Annotated in this window: 17 protein-coding genes; 8 read left to right on the forward strand and 9 right to left on the reverse strand. The window is 49.5% G+C overall.

Annotated features, from left to right (window positions below; translation table 11 throughout):
* Nucleotides 1-15: 15 nt before the first annotated feature.
* The 6 genes from rfbA to DWX33_RS05930 all read right to left on the reverse strand — a co-directional run bounded on the left by rfbA (nucleotide 16) and on the right by DWX33_RS05930 (nucleotide 6,781).
* The gene (gene rfbA, locus DWX33_RS05905; protein WP_005863000.1) at nucleotides 16-891 is read right to left on the reverse strand and encodes a glucose-1-phosphate thymidylyltransferase RfbA; all 876 of its coding nucleotides are present in this window, start codon (nucleotides 889-891) and stop codon (nucleotides 16-18) included.
* A gap of 88 nt (nucleotides 892-979) precedes the next feature.
* Entirely contained in the window at nucleotides 980-1,504 is a 525-nt protein-coding gene (locus DWX33_RS05910; protein ID WP_005857710.1) for a nucleoside 2-deoxyribosyltransferase domain-containing protein, read from the reverse strand.
* Nucleotides 1,505-1,753: 249 nt separating this feature from the next.
* Nucleotides 1,754-2,455 (reverse strand): 6-phosphogluconolactonase, encoded by a 702-nt coding sequence (gene pgl, locus DWX33_RS05915; RefSeq protein ID WP_036628751.1) that lies wholly within the window; start codon nucleotides 2,453-2,455, stop codon nucleotides 1,754-1,756.
* Nucleotides 2,456-2,459: 4 nt separating this feature from the next.
* A complete protein-coding gene (zwf, locus tag DWX33_RS05920; RefSeq protein WP_008779707.1) occupies nucleotides 2,460-3,926 on the reverse strand; it encodes a glucose-6-phosphate dehydrogenase in 1,467 nt (488 codons plus the stop codon).
* 4 nt (nucleotides 3,927-3,930) lie between these two features.
* A complete protein-coding gene (gene gnd / locus DWX33_RS05925) occupies nucleotides 3,931-5,391 on the reverse strand; it encodes a decarboxylating NADP(+)-dependent phosphogluconate dehydrogenase (RefSeq protein ID WP_122246544.1) in 1,461 nt (486 codons plus the stop codon).
* Between the two features lie 10 nt (nucleotides 5,392-5,401).
* Complete coding sequence (locus DWX33_RS05930; protein ID WP_036631485.1) at nucleotides 5,402-6,781, reverse strand: FAD-dependent oxidoreductase; 1,380 nt, start codon at nucleotides 6,779-6,781, stop codon at nucleotides 5,402-5,404.
* A 209-nt stretch (nucleotides 6,782-6,990) separates the two neighbouring features.
* Here DWX33_RS05930 and DWX33_RS05935 point away from each other — a divergent pair, with 209 nt between their 5' ends.
* Both DWX33_RS05935 and DWX33_RS05940 read left to right on the forward strand, forming a co-directional pair.
* On the forward strand, nucleotides 6,991-7,908 hold the full coding sequence (locus tag DWX33_RS05935) for a DUF2156 domain-containing protein (RefSeq protein ID WP_122380008.1): 918 nt from the start codon (nucleotides 6,991-6,993) through the stop codon (nucleotides 7,906-7,908).
* Between the two features lie 3 nt (nucleotides 7,909-7,911).
* The gene (locus DWX33_RS05940; protein WP_122380009.1) at nucleotides 7,912-8,874 is read left to right on the forward strand and encodes a GNAT family N-acetyltransferase; all 963 of its coding nucleotides are present in this window, start codon (nucleotides 7,912-7,914) and stop codon (nucleotides 8,872-8,874) included.
* Between the two features lie 54 nt (nucleotides 8,875-8,928).
* Here the strand turns inward: DWX33_RS05940 and DWX33_RS05945 are convergent, their stop codons facing one another.
* A complete protein-coding gene (locus DWX33_RS05945) occupies nucleotides 8,929-11,181 on the reverse strand; it encodes an LruC domain-containing protein (RefSeq protein WP_122380010.1) in 2,253 nt (750 codons plus the stop codon).
* 179 nt (nucleotides 11,182-11,360) lie between these two features.
* On the opposite strand from DWX33_RS05945, the gene DWX33_RS22760 reads away from it, so the two are divergent.
* Nucleotides 11,361-11,639, forward strand: a complete 279-nt coding sequence (locus DWX33_RS22760) for a hypothetical protein (RefSeq protein WP_227793754.1) — start codon at nucleotides 11,361-11,363, stop codon at nucleotides 11,637-11,639.
* Here the strand turns inward: DWX33_RS22760 and DWX33_RS22345 are convergent.
* Nucleotides 11,604-11,744 (reverse strand): hypothetical protein, encoded by a 141-nt coding sequence (locus DWX33_RS22345; RefSeq protein WP_154396232.1) that lies wholly within the window; start codon nucleotides 11,742-11,744, stop codon nucleotides 11,604-11,606. The genes DWX33_RS22760 and DWX33_RS22345 overlap by 36 nt on opposite strands.
* Before the next feature lie 111 nt (nucleotides 11,745-11,855).
* Here DWX33_RS22345 and DWX33_RS05955 point away from each other — a divergent pair, with 111 nt between their 5' ends.
* The 5 genes from DWX33_RS05955 (at nucleotide 11,856) to DWX33_RS05970 (ending at nucleotide 15,810) form a co-directional block, all read left to right on the forward strand.
* Nucleotides 11,856-14,042 carry a VapE domain-containing protein gene (locus DWX33_RS05955; protein WP_122380011.1) on the forward strand — a complete coding sequence of 729 codons (2,187 nt, stop codon included), beginning with the start codon at nucleotides 11,856-11,858 and terminating at the stop codon, nucleotides 14,040-14,042.
* A gap of 405 nt (nucleotides 14,043-14,447) precedes the next feature.
* The gene (locus tag DWX33_RS05960; RefSeq protein WP_022192633.1) at nucleotides 14,448-14,669 is read left to right on the forward strand and encodes a DUF4248 domain-containing protein; all 222 of its coding nucleotides are present in this window, start codon (nucleotides 14,448-14,450) and stop codon (nucleotides 14,667-14,669) included.
* Between the two features lie 97 nt (nucleotides 14,670-14,766).
* Nucleotides 14,767-15,213, forward strand: coding sequence for a DNA-binding protein (locus tag DWX33_RS05965; protein WP_022192632.1), 447 nt, complete (start codon nucleotides 14,767-14,769; stop codon nucleotides 15,211-15,213).
* Between the two features lie 49 nt (nucleotides 15,214-15,262).
* Nucleotides 15,263-15,373, forward strand: coding sequence for a smalltalk protein (locus DWX33_RS22350; RefSeq protein WP_153188314.1), 111 nt, complete (start codon nucleotides 15,263-15,265; stop codon nucleotides 15,371-15,373).
* A complete protein-coding gene (locus DWX33_RS05970; RefSeq protein WP_044545188.1) occupies nucleotides 15,367-15,810 on the forward strand; it encodes an N-acetylmuramoyl-L-alanine amidase in 444 nt (147 codons plus the stop codon). Before DWX33_RS22350 ends, DWX33_RS05970 begins: the two co-directional genes overlap by 7 nt.
* A gap of 16 nt (nucleotides 15,811-15,826) precedes the next feature.
* Here DWX33_RS05970 and DWX33_RS05975 read toward each other — a convergent pair whose 3' ends face one another.
* Nucleotides 15,827-17,146: a sigma-54 dependent transcriptional regulator gene (locus DWX33_RS05975; protein WP_122380012.1), complete on the reverse strand. Its 1,320-nt coding sequence runs from the start codon at nucleotides 17,144-17,146 to the stop codon at nucleotides 15,827-15,829.
* Between the last annotated feature and the right edge of the window lie 40 nt (nucleotides 17,147-17,186).

Here is a 17,186-nt window from a genome sequence, read left to right on the forward strand (position 1 = left end):
TATTCTGAACTACTTCTACTTATTAATCAACCTCATCAAATACTGGCCGTACTGATTCTTAATCATCGGCAAAGCCACTTGCTCAAGTCGCTTCTCATCAATCCATCCTTGCTTGAAAGCGATCTCCTCCAGACAAGCCACCTTCAGTCCCTGTCTCTTCTCGATCACCTCCACGAAAGTAGATGCCTCAGACAACGAGTCGTGAGTCCCGGTATCCAACCAAGCGAATCCACGTCCCAATAGCTGCACTTTCAACTCCCCATCCTTCAAGAACCACTGGTTCACGGTAGTGATCTCCAGCTCTCCACGGGCGGAAGGCTTGATATTCTTGGCCACGTCCACCACCTTGTTCGGATAGAAATACAATCCTACCACGGCGTAATTCGATTTCGGTTCCTTCGGTTTCTCCTCGATACTGAGGACGTTCCCATCCGCATCGAACTCGGCCACGCCATAGCGTTCCGGATCGTTTACGTAGTAACCGAACACGGTCGCTTTTTGTTCGTTCTCCGCCTTGTCAACGGCCTCTTTTAACATACGGGTAAAGCTCTGTCCGTAAAAGATATTATCGCCAAGTACCAAGCAAACGGAGTCATCACCGATAAAGCGCTCTCCAATGATGAAAGCTTGCGCCAATCCGTCCGGCGAAGGCTGCTCGGCATATTCAAAACGAACGCCATAATCGGAGCCATCGCCCAGTAAACGACGAAAGCCCGGCAAATCCTGAGGGGTCGATATAATAAGAATCTCCCGTATCCCTGCCAGCATGAGCACGGATACCGGATAAAAAATCATCGGCTTATCATAAATAGGTAGAAGTTGCTTGGAAACTCCTTTAGTGATCGGATACAAGCGGGTACCCGATCCACCGGCTAAAACTATACCTTTCATATTCTTTCCATTTTGTTCGACAATACTCGCTTAGGATCGATTCCACACCGTCCCTAAAACTATACAAAGTTAAACAAATAATAATAGATTAGCGCATGGTTTTCAAAAAATCGTCCATATTCTGATACAATGGGACGCCATAGCGCGCACAAGTTAAGCGCACATTATCATACCGGTAAAAGCCGGGCTCGCAAATCACCCGCAACTTTCCGGAGCGCATAAACAGCCCCATCTCCAATAAAGTTATCGGGGATTTGCTGCTCGCCAGAATGTTCATGATAATCAGATCGGCTTTCTCCAGATGCTCCAGTTCCCAATTCACCTGATGCTCAAAATCGGACATCTCCCCGCTCAACCCTTTATCCCTACGAGGATTGAACAAGAGATACCGTCCCTCCGGAAGCGCCCGGAACCAGTCGCAGGTAGCCTTCTGCCAATCCACGCTTTTCCCCATATCGATCGTGCCGGCCAAAAAGATTTTTTGGTATACAGCTTCATCCAAATCCTTATTTTCAGTATCGGGATACAAGACAACGACCTCAGATTGGGCAAACCCTCCCATCGGCACCAAAAACAAATATAATATACACAGTACAATATTTCTCATATTCATGTCTCAAAGCTTACTTTTCAAGCAACAAACTTCGCAAAAAAACATGAATCCAACAAATACATTCACTTTAAATGTGGGCAACAGTCTTGTATATACTAATAGGATATCACGAGAAGTAGTACTTACTTGGACGGTGAAGTATATCTCCTAGGGTACTTGCAGTATATCTTCTCCAAGGAGAAGAGTATATGTACGTGTTTTTTCGAAAACACGTACATGTTTTTTGGAAGGACTCGGCATGTAGCAAAATCATGGGTTCAGCCCATAAATCGTAGCCTGTACGGCATGCGATAAGATATAGGCCGCAGGCGTGTCGTTTGAGGGGGAATAGCCTTTGGAGAGCCTCTGGATTACGGGTTCCTTGTTCGTGCCCAGTATCGGGACCAATAAGGGGGCGCCGTTCAAGATAAGCGGTCCCGTCATGGTGATCCGGTATTGGCCGGTAGAAGGTTGCTGGGATACCGCATAGTTACGGCTATCCGACAATAGCTCCATGGTGGTAGGGAAAATGGATGCCGTATGGGAATCCTCACCTACGCCGAGGATGATGCAATCGAACGTAGGCATTTGATTGAACAACGGCAAGAATTCCTTTACGACCCATGAATAACGCATCGCCTCGGTACCCGGCTCGTTCTCGCCCTTGATCCGGTGGATATGGTCCGCCGGGATACGCAAAGGCTTAAAAAGCAAATGATTCGCATGACCGTAATTACTATCCGGACTCGTTGGTGGAACGCAACGCTCGTCCACCCAGAAGAAACGGATGTTATTCCAGTCAATCTTATCCTTATACTCATCTACCCAGAGGGAAAACATATGCTTCGCCGTCTCCCCTCCCGAGAGCGCTAAGTTAAACGGAGCGAAGTCTTTGCGGCGAATCATCGCCATCATGTCCTCCGTCATCGACCGAAGCGCCTCTTTCATCTCATTGTATCTCTTTATTTCCATAAAATTATCTTCTTTGGCAGGCGCAGACTTTCTTTTCCGCACCTAAAATAACAGTTTCCTCCGGTCCGTCCTCGCCCGGCTCATAGAAGAATAAGTTCTTCGAACCCTCCTCTTTCCAATGGAGCAAGATCGGATCGATAAATTTCCAACTAGCCTCCAAAGCGTCGCTACGAGCATACAGGGTGGAATCGCCCAGCATGGCATCCAGCAACAGACGCTCGTAAGCGTCAGGAAGATAGCTCTTCGAGAGGGAATCGTAGCGGAAGTCCATGCTGACTTGCTTCACCTCGAAACCGGCTCCCGGCATTTTCAGCCCGAACTTCAAGGATATACTCTCGTTCGGTTGGATACGGATGGTCAATTTATTGCAGGAACCTCCCGAACATTGACCGACAAACAGTTGATGGGGCGTAGACTTGAAGTGGATCACTACCTCCGATGACTTCTCCGGCAACTTCTTTCCCGTATAGAAATAGAAGGGCACACCGCTCCAGCGCCAGTTATCGATGAAGAATTTCATCGCCACATACGTCTCGGTATTCGAGTCGGAAGCTACGTTCTTCTCTTCCCGATAACCGATATATTGTCCGCGGACAACCATCTTATCCATATCCAACACCGTATACGGGCGTATGGAGCGGAATACTTTCACGATCTCGTCACGAATCGGTTCCGGCTCGAATATAGAGGGAGATTCCATGGCGATAAACGACATCAATTGCATTAAGTGATTCTGGATCATATCCCGCATCGCCCCGGCTCCATCATAATATTTCCCTCTATTCTCCACCCCCAAAGTCTCAGTAGCGCTGATCTCGATGGAATCGATATAATTATGATTCCACAATGGCTCGAAAATACCGTTTGAGAAACGCAATACCAAGATATTCTGCACGGTCTCTTTCCCCAGATAATGGTCGATACGATAAATCTCCTCCTCATGGAAGATATGTCGTAAATGATCGTTCAACTGGCGGGCAGACTCCAAGCTGGTACCGAACGGCTTCTCTACGATGATCCGCCTGAAACCATCTGGAGACTCGGTCTTGTTCAAACCGCTCTCCAGCAAACATTGCGGGACGATCTCGTACATCACCGGCGGGGTAGCCAAGTAATAGATGATCTTATCCGGCAAGTCATGTTTCTCTTGCAAGAACTCGATGCGCTCACGCAATTTGTAGTATTCATCGGCGTTCGTGGAATCGAAGGCGAGGTAATAGACATTCTCCAAGAAGTCATCGATCAAGCCCTCGTCGTAAGTCTTTCCCTTCTGTGCCTCCAAGATATGCGTATGTTGCTCCGCACGGAACTCCTCATCACCATAAGCGGTACGGGCGGCCCCCAAGATGCAGAAGCGGTCGGGCAGCAAGCCCCGGACATATAACTCGAACAAAGAGGGAAGCAACTTGCGACTGGTAAGATCGCCCGACGCCCCGAATATAACTAATAATTGATTATCTGCTTTCTTCATACCTTTATACGTTATAAGTTCCAGAAACCGTCTTTCCTCCCTCACCCGTCCAGTTGGTATGGAAAAACTTACCACGCTCCCAATCGACCCGCTCATAGGTATGAGCCCCGAAATAATCCCGCTGAGCTTGAATCAGGTTAGCGGCAGAATGTGGGGTAGACAATCCATCGAAATAACTCAACCCCGAGCTCATTGCCGGCAAAGCCACTCCATGCAAGGCACCCTCGGCTACCACTTGCCGCCAAGCCAACAAGGAAGACTCGATCTTTTGAATAAAGAACTCATCGAATAAGAGGTTCTCCAGATTCCGGTTCTTCTCATAAGCCTGCGTAATTTTCTCCAAAAAGACAGAGCGTATGATACATCCCTTCCGCCAGATCTTGGCGATCGTACCGTAATCCAACTGCCAATCATATCGCTTGGAGGCTTGGCACAACAAAGAGAATCCCTGTGCGTAGGAAACCAACTTAGCGGCATACAAAGCCTGCTTGATCTCTTTCTCCGAGATCAAGGTCTGCCCCAGCACGCCACTCTTCGGATAAAGCGAGGACGCTTTTTTCCGTTCTTCCTGCATGGAAGAAAGCATACGGGCATAAACAGCCTCGGTAATCAACGTCAGCGGATCATTCTCGTCCATAGCGGCGATAGCGCTCCATTTACCGGTGCCCTTCTGGCCGGCGGCATCCAATATCTTATCTAGCAGATAGCCCTCTCCCGCCTCGTCCTTGAAGCGGAGAATATCGGCCGTAATACCGATCAGGTAGCTATCCAGCTCTCCCGTGTTCCAATCCTCAAAGATACGAGCCAAGGCCTCATTGTCCAGATCCAGACGATTCTTCAATAAGGAATACGCCTCGGAAATCAACTGCATATCTCCATACTCGATACCATTGTGTACCATTTTCACGAAATGGCCGGCTCCACCCGGACCAATCCATTGGCAACAAGGCGTCCCATCGTCCAGCTTGGCGGCGATGCTTTGCAAGACATCCTTCACCAAAGGCCAAGCGGCAGGCGAGCCACCCGGCATCACGGAAGGTCCGTACAAGGCACCGATCTCCCCTCCGGAGATTCCGGTACCTACGAAGTACATCCCATGCGCCTCCATCTCCTTCACCCGTCGTTCCGTATCATGGAAGTCCGAGTTGCCACCATCGATAATCACGTCACCGGGTGATAAGTAAGGAATCAATTGAGCCATCAGCTCATCCACCGGGGCACCCGCTTTTACCATCAGCATGATCTTGCGAGGACGCTCGATAGACTCGACAAATTCCTGTATCGTATGGGTTCCTATAAAATTCTTTCCTTTTCCACGACCGCTCATGAAGCGGTCTACCACACCTTCCTCTCCCGGCGCTGTACGATTATAAACGGATACAGTGAACCCCTTGCTTTCCATGTTCAACGCAAGGTTTTCTCCCATCACGGCCAAGCCAATTAATCCAATATTTGATGTTTTCATATTTATGTTTTTATTTTATTAATCCAAATAGATCATTTAAAGCCTCACTCATCGACGGATGGGTGAATATCGAATCCCGGAGGAACGTGTAATCTTGCCCGAGACGCATCGCCAAGCTAACCGTATTTATGACTTCGCTGGACTCGGCGCAGAATAAGGTACATCCTAGGATCTTCCCGGTATCCGCATCTACCACGGCTTTCAGTAAGCCATCCGTCTGCTCGATGGTACGGGTACGAGGCATGGCGGCGGCGGGCAGGCTGGCCACCTTTATATTTTTCTCCATCTTACGGGCTTGCGTCTCGTTCAACCCGACATGGGCCAACGGAGGATCGATGAATACGGAATAAGCCACTGCTTCCCGATCGTCCAAGCTCCGGAAACCATTACCAAACAGCTCCTCCCGGATAATACGGTAATCATCCAAAGATAGGTAGGTGAATTGCAATCCACCATGTACATCCCCGATCGCCCAGATATTAGGGATATTGGTACGCAACTTACTATCCACCTCGATAGCGCCACGATTAGTCGTCTGTATTCCGGCGGCTTGCAGATTTAGGCTTTCCGTATTCGGTTTACGGCCGGTAGCCAAAAGCACCGCCTCGGCATCCAGCCGCAAGGTATCTCCCGAGATAGCGTTACGGCAGATCACCGTAGCCCGCTCGGCATCCTGCTCGATCGTCTGCACGACCGTATTCAAATGAATGGTGATCCCTTTTTTCTCTAGCGTAGACTTCACCGAATCGGCGATGTCCCGGTCCTCACGAGGGATAAACACCTCCCCTGCCTCCAAGATCGTTACCTTCGATCCAAAACCGGCGAACATGGAAGCGAATTCCAGCCCGATATATCCGCCTCCGACAATAACCAGATGCCGTGGCAGTTTCTCCAGTTCCATAATGGAAGTACTTGTATATACGTAAGGATTATCCTCGATACCGCTTATCGTAGGAATAATCGTCGTGGCTCCGGTATTGATGAATATCTTCTCGCCTTCCAGCAAGAAAGAGTCCGTATCCGTTTTCACGACAATCTCATAAGGGGAACGAAAAGAAGCCTCTCCGGTATAGACCGTTACGGTCTCCCGATCATCCAGATTCTTGAAATTCTTCTCACGAAGCAAAGAGGTCAGTTTCTCCTTGGCGAGGATAGCCTGCTTAAACTCCTCCGCATATTGCTCGAAGGTAGAAGGTCTGCGATACCCTGTCACTTGAGCGTAATGTACAAGCGCTTTCGTCGGTATACAGCCGATATTGATACAAGTACCTCCGTACATACCCGTCGAACGCTCCACCACAGCTACATTCCATCCATGGTTGGCCAAATCCGCCGCCAAGGTTTTTCCACCTTTCCCAAAACCAATAATAATCGCGTCGTACTTTTTCATCTCTGATTTATCTTCTTTTCGTTAGACATTAAAATAACATTCGTTTTAACCTAATTGTTGCGAATTTCATATTGCAAAAATAGCTCCAGCCCCTATTTTACAAAATGGCTGTTCAACCTATAAGTTTAGCCATTTTTCCTTTTCCTTGAACATTCGCACACGCATTTTAGTTTTATATTTGCAGTTCGTAAAACAGTACAAGAAAATTTATGGATATACCGTTTAAACCGATCAGGTTAGAAGACAAAGAGATTATAACCTCATTTACATTTCCCAGCGATTATCGCAATTGTGATTTCTCATTCGCGAACATGTGTAGTTGGCGTTTCTTATATGACAGTGAATTCGCTATCGTGGATGGCTATTTATTAATCCGTTTCATGATCGAGGACAAGAGCCGTTTCGCCTATATGATGCCTGTCGGGGATGGAGATTTAGCGGGTGCCGTCCGTTTGCTGGAAGAGGATTCCTTAAAATATGGACATCCGCTCTGCATGCTGGGTATCACCCCCGACGCCAAGGAGCAACTGGAAGGCGTACTTCCCGGAAGCTTTTTCTATATCCCGGAACGGGATTATTTCGACTATATTTATTTACGGGAGGATTTAGCTACCTTACGGGGCAAGAAATATCAATCCAAGCGTAATCATATCAATAATTTCAAGAAACAATATTCGTACGAGTATGTCCCTATCACGCCGGATATCGTCCCCCAATGCCTGAAACTGGAATGTAAATGGTATAAGGCGAACAATGGAGATAATGACGAGGAAGAGCTTAATGACGAACGTCGCTCCCTTACCTATGCCTTGCATCATTTTGACAGCCTAGGCCTGATCGGCGGCGCTCTCCGGGTTGATAACGAGATTATCGCTTTCTCTTTCGGGGCCCCCATCAACCATAATACGTTCGGGGTCCACGTGGAGAAAGCGGACGTGAATTTCGACGGTGCCTATACGGTGATTAACCAAGAGTTCGCTTCTCACCTTCCGGAACAGTATACTTACGTGAACCGGGAGGAGGATCTCGGCATACCGGGGTTGCGCCAAGCGAAGCTTTCTTATCAGCCTACCATACTATTAGAGAAGAGCGCCGCAATAAAAAAGCAACTTACGCAAACTAAATAAATTATGGACAAGAAACAACAAATCGTAAACTTATGGCGTACCTGCTTCGGGGATTCCGAGGCATTTATCAGCCTTTATTTTGATCGTGTTTACAAGGACGAGAACGCAATGACCATCGAGAAGGACGGTAAAATAGTATCTGCCTTGCAGATAGTTCCTTATACGATGACTTATTTGGGTACCGAGATCTCGGTGGCCTATATCTCGGGGGTGTGCACGGCTCCGGAAGAAAGGGGTCAGGGGCTTATGCGGCGACTCTTGCAAGAGACATTCGAGGAAATGGAACGGCGTGAGGTCGCTATCTCCGCCTTGATCCCTGCCGATCCTTGGCTATTCGACTATTACCGGGAACAGGGTTATACCGAGGCATTCGATTATTCCGTGGAAACGTATATCCGCCCGAATACGCCGGTTCAACTCCCGAAGATAACGGTTATCCAACCGGAGGTACCGACAACCGACGAATTGTTCGCTTATTTCAACCGTAAATTACGTGAACGCCCTTCCTGTATCTTGCACTCGCAGGATGATTTCATCACAATACTCCGGGATCTGCAATTAGATAACGGAGGAATGTACACAGCCTTGGACGAGAACGAGAAGGTGGTTGGCATGGCTTTCGCGTTGCCTCTTGAGGCGGGTACAGCGCCGTCCGACAAAAAGCTTTTTATCAAGGAACTTCTTTACGACTCGGAAGAGATCAAGGAATTACTATTGCAAGAGCTTACCCTGCAAAATAACATATCGCAAGCGACGGTCAATACCCCTCCCACCCCTCCGGGTACCTTACCTATGGGTATGGCCCGCATCATCGACACGAAACGCATGATTCACCTCTGGCTATCCAAACAACACGAAAGCCCCGTCTCCAAAAAAGACTTGGAACAAATGGATAACCAAACGCTAACACGACAGCTGATGGGTTATCAGGGGAGGATGGCTTATATGAGTTTGATGCTGGATTAATGACTAAAATAAAAACGGATTGCCGGTAAGCAATCCGTTTTTATTTCTTATTCTTTACTCAGTTTCTTTCGGTTTAAACACATGATCCATATTAGGATGTTCATACCAATCTTTATATTGTTTGCCTGAACTTATAGACCACTCTGAGAATTCTGGATAGGCATCATTTATAGAATTATTTTCCGCCGCATATTTAAACTCCGTAGGAATTATAAAGCCCCACATCTTCTTATCTAGGTTATTCGGATCATTGGCGATATAACCATTTGTTTCCGTTTTCACTCTATCCGTCGGTCTATAGCCCGCTAAATGTACTTCTGAACGATTGTTTGCATTTCCGCCATTCACGATAAAGAAGTTCAAAGCAGATATATCCAAATCATCCTGTGATACGCCACCGGCAAAAGTCAATTCATACATGATGGTACGTACCGGATAAAATGTCTTAGAGGTATTTGAGGTATTCAGCATTGTCCGTTCCTGCGATCCGCTTAATATCCAATGCGCATCATCAAACAAAGGTAACACCGCCGCTGAAGGATTCGGTTCTATGTTTCCGGCTGATTCAAAATAATTATTATTGACAAACAAACTTACCGGAGCGGAAACCCCGCTGAAATTAGTGGCAGATAATTTATCAAATTGAATACCGGCCCCTAATGTCTTTGTCGCCCCTACCGCAATAAGATCAACAACTAAAACCATTTTATCTACGTTCCCAGATCTTCCCAGTTCAAGTTGGCTACTAATCCCCAAAACCAAATCATTCATATCATAATCACCAAAAGCGGGCCAGTTATCTTCCATAGCGAACGTATAGTAAGTGCCATTGGGAACCACTATCGGATAATCCGGGTTGGAAGGAGGATTTGTCGAGCCTTGATTACCAGCCCCCGTGCAATCGCCCGCAGGAATTGCGATTGAAGCGTTTTTATCAACCTGCTTACTTCCACCAGACAACGTTAGATTTTTCGAAAATTCATTCCCTTCCCATAAATTCCCCAACAACTCCAAATTCCCATCCAACGAAAGCGTACCTTCCAATAATTTAGTTTGCGTGAAATCTAATAACGCATAATCTGAATCCTTACACACTATCTTATTCCAACTTTTAAAAGATGCCAAATAGTTTCCTGCCGCATCACCTAGATCCGTAATTCTGAAAATCGAGTATTTTCCCATTTCACACTCAATTTCTTTCGCGTCCATATACCTTGCTTCAAGCAGAGTGGACTCAGCCAAGGACATACTAACATTGTAAAGCGAAAGTCCGGCTTCAACATTAATCTTACAATGATTCTCTATCCGTCCGCCATTACCATAACTTTCGGCTGTCATATTAATATTAGTAGCCTTAATCGTACCATAATTTATTAGTTCAACAGCATGCTTTTTCGATTCATATCCCGAAAGAATTACCTCTCCATAGTTTTCTAGATTATAATCAACTAATTTGTAAGCGGGTTTGAAAAGATCATCCGGCTCACCGAACTTCGCTCCACTTTTCACGACTAGCTTAGCGTTGTTACCATCTGTTTTTCCATCAGCCTCAAGGATATTCAACCTACCACTCTTTTCCAAAACAATAGTAGCTCCACTACTTCCTTTAAGAATCGAGACTGACAATGTTCCTTCTACATATAATGTCACATTTCCTGTCAAGGTTAGAGTGCTCGCATCATAAGTATCATTTCCAGCAGCAAACTTATACACTCCATCAGACAAAGTAACATCACCCCGGCCCTTCAGAGCCATATTAAAAAAGTCCTCGGCAGTGATCAGTTTAGCTTTTCCTGAATTATAATTATCTTCCGAACTTCTCAATAAAGATTTAGTTGTCGTACCAACGGCAGAACCCGGTTTAAAATCGCAAGCCAAATCCTTCATTGAGGGATCTACTAATACGTTCTTCACCGATTTTCCTTTTTGGGGATCGATTTGCATAATGTAAATCGTTTCCAAAGCTCGAGGCAATGTCATCTTGCGAACATACGGCTTATTCCCGTTAGCCACACCACCATATAATGGTTCAGCGTCATCAGTATAGAAAGGATTCACGTCATATACCCATACTTGATAATCATACTGACTATTGTACTCATCATTCACTTCTACGGTTAAAGTCACTTGGTGAATAGTGGCGGTAGACTGATTGAAATCATCAGGCAAAGATGGATCTGGTTTTTCCGGAGTAGGTGGAACCGGATCCGGCTTAGGTTCGTACACATCCGCCGTACAAGCGGCCATCAGCGCCGCGAACAAGAGCGGCACCATAAATTTCACTTTCGTAAAAACACATCTCTTCATATGCTTAATCATTAAATATTACCCTATAACACCGTTAAGAAAAAAAGTTGTATATTTCAATCAACTTGTTGAATATTATCAACGACAAAGATAGACTTTATTATGACGCGAAGTCTTTCAACAGGCAAATATTATTACACCTATTAACTATAATTAACAACATATCCAATAAAAAGCCATTGATAAATAGACAATATTTATCTCATGCCGTATTAAAAAAGAATAAAAAACACACTTTTACCCCCCTACTCCAGCCACTCAAGCAACTCCTTACGCCAAGACTCCCGTTCACGGCGAAGGCGGTCGGTGTCGGAAGGGATAAGGCCCTTGGCGATCTTCTCGTCGTAATAGCGGAGGATATGGCGGTGGGCGATGATGAGTTGCTCGAGGGACAGCGCCTCGTTGGGCTGGAGTTGATCCATTCATGCCCGCGCGAAAACGCCGTGACGGATATGTAGTTCCCGCTCGAAGGTATGCCGCATGCGGGGATAAAGGCGGTCCAGATAAGTGAGTACACGTACGGTTAGCGCACGGGAGGTTTGGGATGTTCCGGTTTTTTCCATGTAGAATTCTTTTTTGAATGTTTTAGCATATTATGTCCCCTGCAGGGACACTTTCTTGGCCAAGCAAGCGGAAAGGCCTTAATTTGAGCAAAATTAATAATTTATTTTCATATGGAACAACTACAATTACCTGTTTACGCCTCTTGCGTGTCGAAAGAGGAGCCAAGAATGGAGACAATCCTTGAGATATACAACCGGATCGTGGGCGAGGAGCTGCGACCGACGACCGAGGAGTACAGGCGTGCCATGCGGAAAGGCGACCCCGAAGTGACGGCGAGGATGAAGCGGACGGCATTTCCCGCCTTGATGCCCGCCTGCGTATGCGCCGGATTCCGGCGAAAGGAGTGCGTAACGCGATATACGGGGCTTTGCCAAGTAGACTTCGACAAGGTGCCCGCAGAGCGGACGCATGAGGTGGCGCTCCGTCTCAAGGCCTTGCCCGAGACCCTTCTCCTCTATCGCTCGATGGGCAACGGCCTCCACCTGCTCTACCGCTACGAGGGCGATTACCGGCAGGCCTTCCGGCAAGGCAACCAATATTTCGCCGAGCAGGCGTCGCTTCCCTACGACCCGTCGTGCGAGCCGATCGTGCATCTCAGCTCGTTATGCCACGACCCGGAGGCTTATCTCAACCTCTCGGCTACGGTTTTCGTTCCCGACGGGCATGGCGAACGTCCCGAGCCGGTGCGGACTACCTCCGGCATGTCTCCCGAGACCGTGGGGAACACCGGCGGGACGACGCCCTTGACCTCCGACGAGATCTGCCGCCACGCACGGGAGCTGGTGGAGCGACGGATGCCATTCATGCAGGGGCAACGACATAACCACCTCGTGCGCCTCTGCTACTTGCTGAACGACTACGGCGTGTCCGAAAGCGATACCGAGATGTGGATCGCCATGAACTACGCCGACTATCACGACGAGAACCCCGCCCTCCTCGTCCGCTCCGTCTACCAACGGGCCACGGCCAGCTTCGGGTGCCGTGAGCGCCCTTCCCGCCACCCTTCCGCCCGGAAGGCCAAGGACACCAAGACCTCCGGGGGGAGGAAGGCACGGGCGGCCGACGAGGGCGAGACGGATGACGGGAAGAGGAAAATGACACGTACCGAGATCGTGGAGCAATTCCTGCGGGACAAGCCCCTGCGATACGATATCATCAGCCAGAAGACGCAGCGCGACACGGAATCCTCCCCCAACGCGAATTGGAAGGATATGACAGACCGCGACACCAACTCGCTCTACTGCGAGTGTTGCCGGACGACCTCCCAGAACATCAACCAGCCCACCTTCCGTGCCGTGCTGAGCAGCGACATCATCCGCGAGGTACACCCGCTGCGCGAGTTCATCGAGGAGCTGCCGCCTTGGGACGGGCAGACGGACTATATCTCCCAAGTGGGCGACATGGTGCACGTGAAAGACCCCGCCAAGCAGTCCCTCTGGGCCTCCTGCTTCAAGAAATGGTTCGTGGCCATGGTAGCCTCATGGATGGCCGACGAGGTGACGAACCATGAGATACTGGTGCTCATCGGCCGGCAAGGTATCTACAAGACCACGTGGATCGACCGGCTGATGCCCCCTCACCTCGTCCGTTACCGTAGCAAGCAGAGCGCCACCGGACGGCTGGACAAGGATGAGATGCTACGTTTCTGCGAGTTCGGGCTGATCAACATGGACGAGATCGACAGCATGCCGGATCGTGAGGTGAATACCCTGAAGTCGCTCATCACCTCGGACGACATCATCGTACGGGCCGTCTACGCCACGAACAAGGAGCGTCGCATACGCCTCGCCTCCTACGCCGCCAGCGGCAATAAGGAGCAATTCCTCACCGATACCTCGGGCAACCGCCGCTGGCTCCCTTTCGAGATCGAGAGCATCGACTCGCCCTTCGAGCATCCCCTCCCCTACGCCGGGATATACGCCCAAGCCTACCAGCTCTCGAAAGAAGGCTTCCGGCATTGGTTCGATCTCGACGAGATAAAGGGCCTCGAGGAGCACGTGGAGGGCTTCATGGAGGAGACCAGCGAGGGGCAGTTGATCCCCGTTTACTTCGCCGTGCCTACGCCCGGGCAGGAAGAGGCCGGCAACGCCATCTTCCTCACCCTAGCCGAGATCGGCGCCAAGCTGACCGTCTGGGGCGCCATTCGCAGGCCGCTCAGCCTCCGGCAGCTGGGCAAGGTGATGACGAAGCAGGGATTCAGGTGCGTCAGGAGGGGAAACGGCAAGCAAACCGGTTATCTGGTGATCGAGAAAACCTCCACCTTCATCGAGGCCGAGCGTAAATTGAAAGCCCGCTGACAAGCGGTCCGAGGCGTGGCCGGGGTACGATGGTACGATTCGATTCAATATCTTATTAAAATTTTTAGGTTTTTGATAATAATAGACTGATAAACAATATTATACATACCCGTTTTTATGCGGTGAGCGCTTGGATCTAATCGTACCATCGTACCGTAAGAAAGCCTGATCGCTCATATACAAGGATTTGTGTTTTTCAGGAAAATCCGTAACCGTACCGAATCGTACCCTACCATCGAGGCTTACGGATCCCCCCCGCGAACCCAAGGTTTACGCCCCGCGAACCCAAGGGTAACGACTCGTAAGCCTTAGGGTTATATATGCCTCGCCCCACCCCCAGAGAAAGGGCATGCGATATCCGGCAAAACCCTTTGTATTTCAATAATAATTCCGTATCTTAGGGGTATGGAAACAACATTCAGGATACGGCCCTACGGACGGATGGAACTGGCGCAAGCCTACCTGCCCGCCATGACTCCCAAGGCGGCTCACCGCAAGTTACAACACTGGATAGCGATCTATCCCGGGCTGGCAGATCGCCTCCACGACATGGGCTACCGGCCCACCGAGCGCCTCTACTCCCCCGCCATGGTACGGGCCATCGTAGAGGCGCTGGGTGAGCCTTAATTCCCTTTAACCTCCCCCTATTCCCTCGAACTCCCCATAAGTCGCAACTCGATACGGCAGCGACGTATCTTTGTGACATCATCAAAAACAATAGGTTATGATCAGATTCATGAAATTCCAGAACAAGAACGAGAAGAACCAGACGGCCTTCGGGAAATGGTACGCACGTGCCGTGTGCGACGAGACCGTAGACATCAAGGGGCTAGCCGCACACATGGCCAGCCACAACACCCCTTACTCCACAGGCGCCATCCACGGCATGCTGAAGGACATGGTAAACTGCACCAAGGAGTTGCTGCTGGACGGCAAGAACGTAAAGATCGACGACCTCGCCATCTTCTCCGTAGGCCTGCATACCACGGGGGCCCCTACCGCCGATGATTTCAACGCCAACACCAACATCACCGGCGTACGCCTCCGGGCGAGGGCTACCGGCAACCTTACTCCCACGACGCTGAAACTCGACGTGAAAATCAGGGAACTCACCGAGTATGGGGCAAGCGAGAATAAGGGAAGCGATAGCGAGAGCCCGGATGAGATCTGAGGAATCGGGAATTGAAAAAACGGGGTATTAATCATTCATTATTTATAATATGGAACAAGAGAAGAAAAAGTCTGTATGGGGAGTTATCATCAAGGTAATCATAGCCGTAGCCACCGCCTTGGCGGGAACGTTGGGCTTAACCGCCTGCGGAGTATGGTAGCCTCGTGTTTTTACCAGAATTACAGGGAGGTGCGCCTCCTTGTAATCCATTGCAGCGCCACTCGTTACGACCGTGATTTCCCGGTGGAAGCCCTTAGGGCCTCCCACAAGGCCCGGGGATTCGCCGACATCGGCTATCATTTCTACGTCACCCGCGACGGCGAGATACACCGCTGCCGTCCACTGAACCAGATCGGGGCGCACGCCGCCGGCTGGAACGACCAAAGCGTCGGTATCTGCTACGAGGGGGGGCTGGACGAGAGCCTCCAACCCACCGACACCCGTACCTACGCCCAAAAATGCGCCCTCATGGACCTGCTCCGCCAATTGAGGAGGGATTATCCGAAGGCTAAGATCCTAGGCCATTACCAATTAAGCCCCTACATCCGGAAAGCCTGCCCTTGCTTCGACGCACGTAGCGAATACGCTGAGTTATAAGGGGAGGAAGGGGTTATCAATCCAACTGATAAATCTTCAGCTTATTGTAAAGCGTCTTCCGGTCGATGCCCAATAACTGGGCCGCACGGGTCTTATTGTTGCCGCACTCCTGAAGGGCCTTACGGATAAGGTCTCGTTCGTGCTCCTCGTTCTTTAGCTGGATGTTGGCGTGCGACGGGAGGTTCTCCGTCAATTCCTCCGGGAGTTCCTTGCGGGTGATGTAGCGGCCGGTCGCCAATAAGGTGGCGTACTTGATGACGTTCTTCATCTGCCGCAGGTTGCCCGGCCAAGGATAGGATTGGAACAATTGCATGGTATCGATGTCGAAACCGATGATATCTTTCTGGAGCTCGCTATTCGCCAGATCGAGAAAATGATTGGCGAACAAGAGCAAATCCTCTTTTCGCTCTTTCAAGTCCGGGATACGGATCGTGAACTCATTGATACGATGGTACAGGTCCTCACGGAAATCTCCTTTCTCGATCGCCTGCCGCAAGTTCTCGTTCGTCGCGGATATCAAGCGCACGTTGATAGCGACCTCCTGATTGCTCCCGATCGGCTTTACCTTGCGCTCCTGCAGGGCACGCAAAAGCTGGACCTGCACCTCATACGTCAGGTTCCCGATCTCATCCAAAAATATCGTACCGCCTTGGGCCGCCACAAACGCCCCAGTCTTGTTCTCGATCGCCCCCGTAAAAGAACCTTTCACGTGGCCGAAGAACTCGGAAGCCGCCAATTCCTTGGGGATAGCGCCGCAATCCACGGCGACAAACGGAGCCTTGCTACGATTACTTTGCTCGTGAATCCGACGGGCGATGTACTCCTTACCGGTACCGCTAGCGCCGGTCACCAATACCGACATATCCGTCGGAGCCACCAAACGCACATGCTCATAAAGCTGGCGGGCCGCTTGGCTCTGCCCCTCGATATAAAGATCCGGGGCCGAAGAAACCGGGACTCTCGCCGGAGCCTTCTCCTCCACGCGCACAAGTTCCTTGATCTTTCCCAGCAACTCATCCGGGTTCAGCGGCTTGGCAATATAATCCGCCGCTCCCAGCTTCATCGCCTGAACCGCCGTTTGTATCTCCGCATAACTGGTCATCATGATAAGGGGTAAGGAAGGATGAGTGCTTTTCAGCCATTTCAATAAGTCGATCCCGTCACTATCCGGCAGGCGTAAATCCGATATAACCAAATCGAACGCTTCCTCCCCCAGCCTCCGTTTAGCATCGGAAACAGAGGACGAGGATCTTACGACAAACCCTTTCTTACCCAGCCATGTGGTAAGCATCAAGGAAAAAGTTATATCATCTTCAACGATTAGAATCGACAACATACCCACTCAGATTATTTATAGTAACCACAAAGGTAAATAA

It is taken from the genome of Parabacteroides sp. AF19-14 (genome assembly GCF_003635485.1).
Lineage (GTDB): Bacteria > Bacteroidota > Bacteroidia > Bacteroidales > Tannerellaceae > Parabacteroides > Parabacteroides distasonis.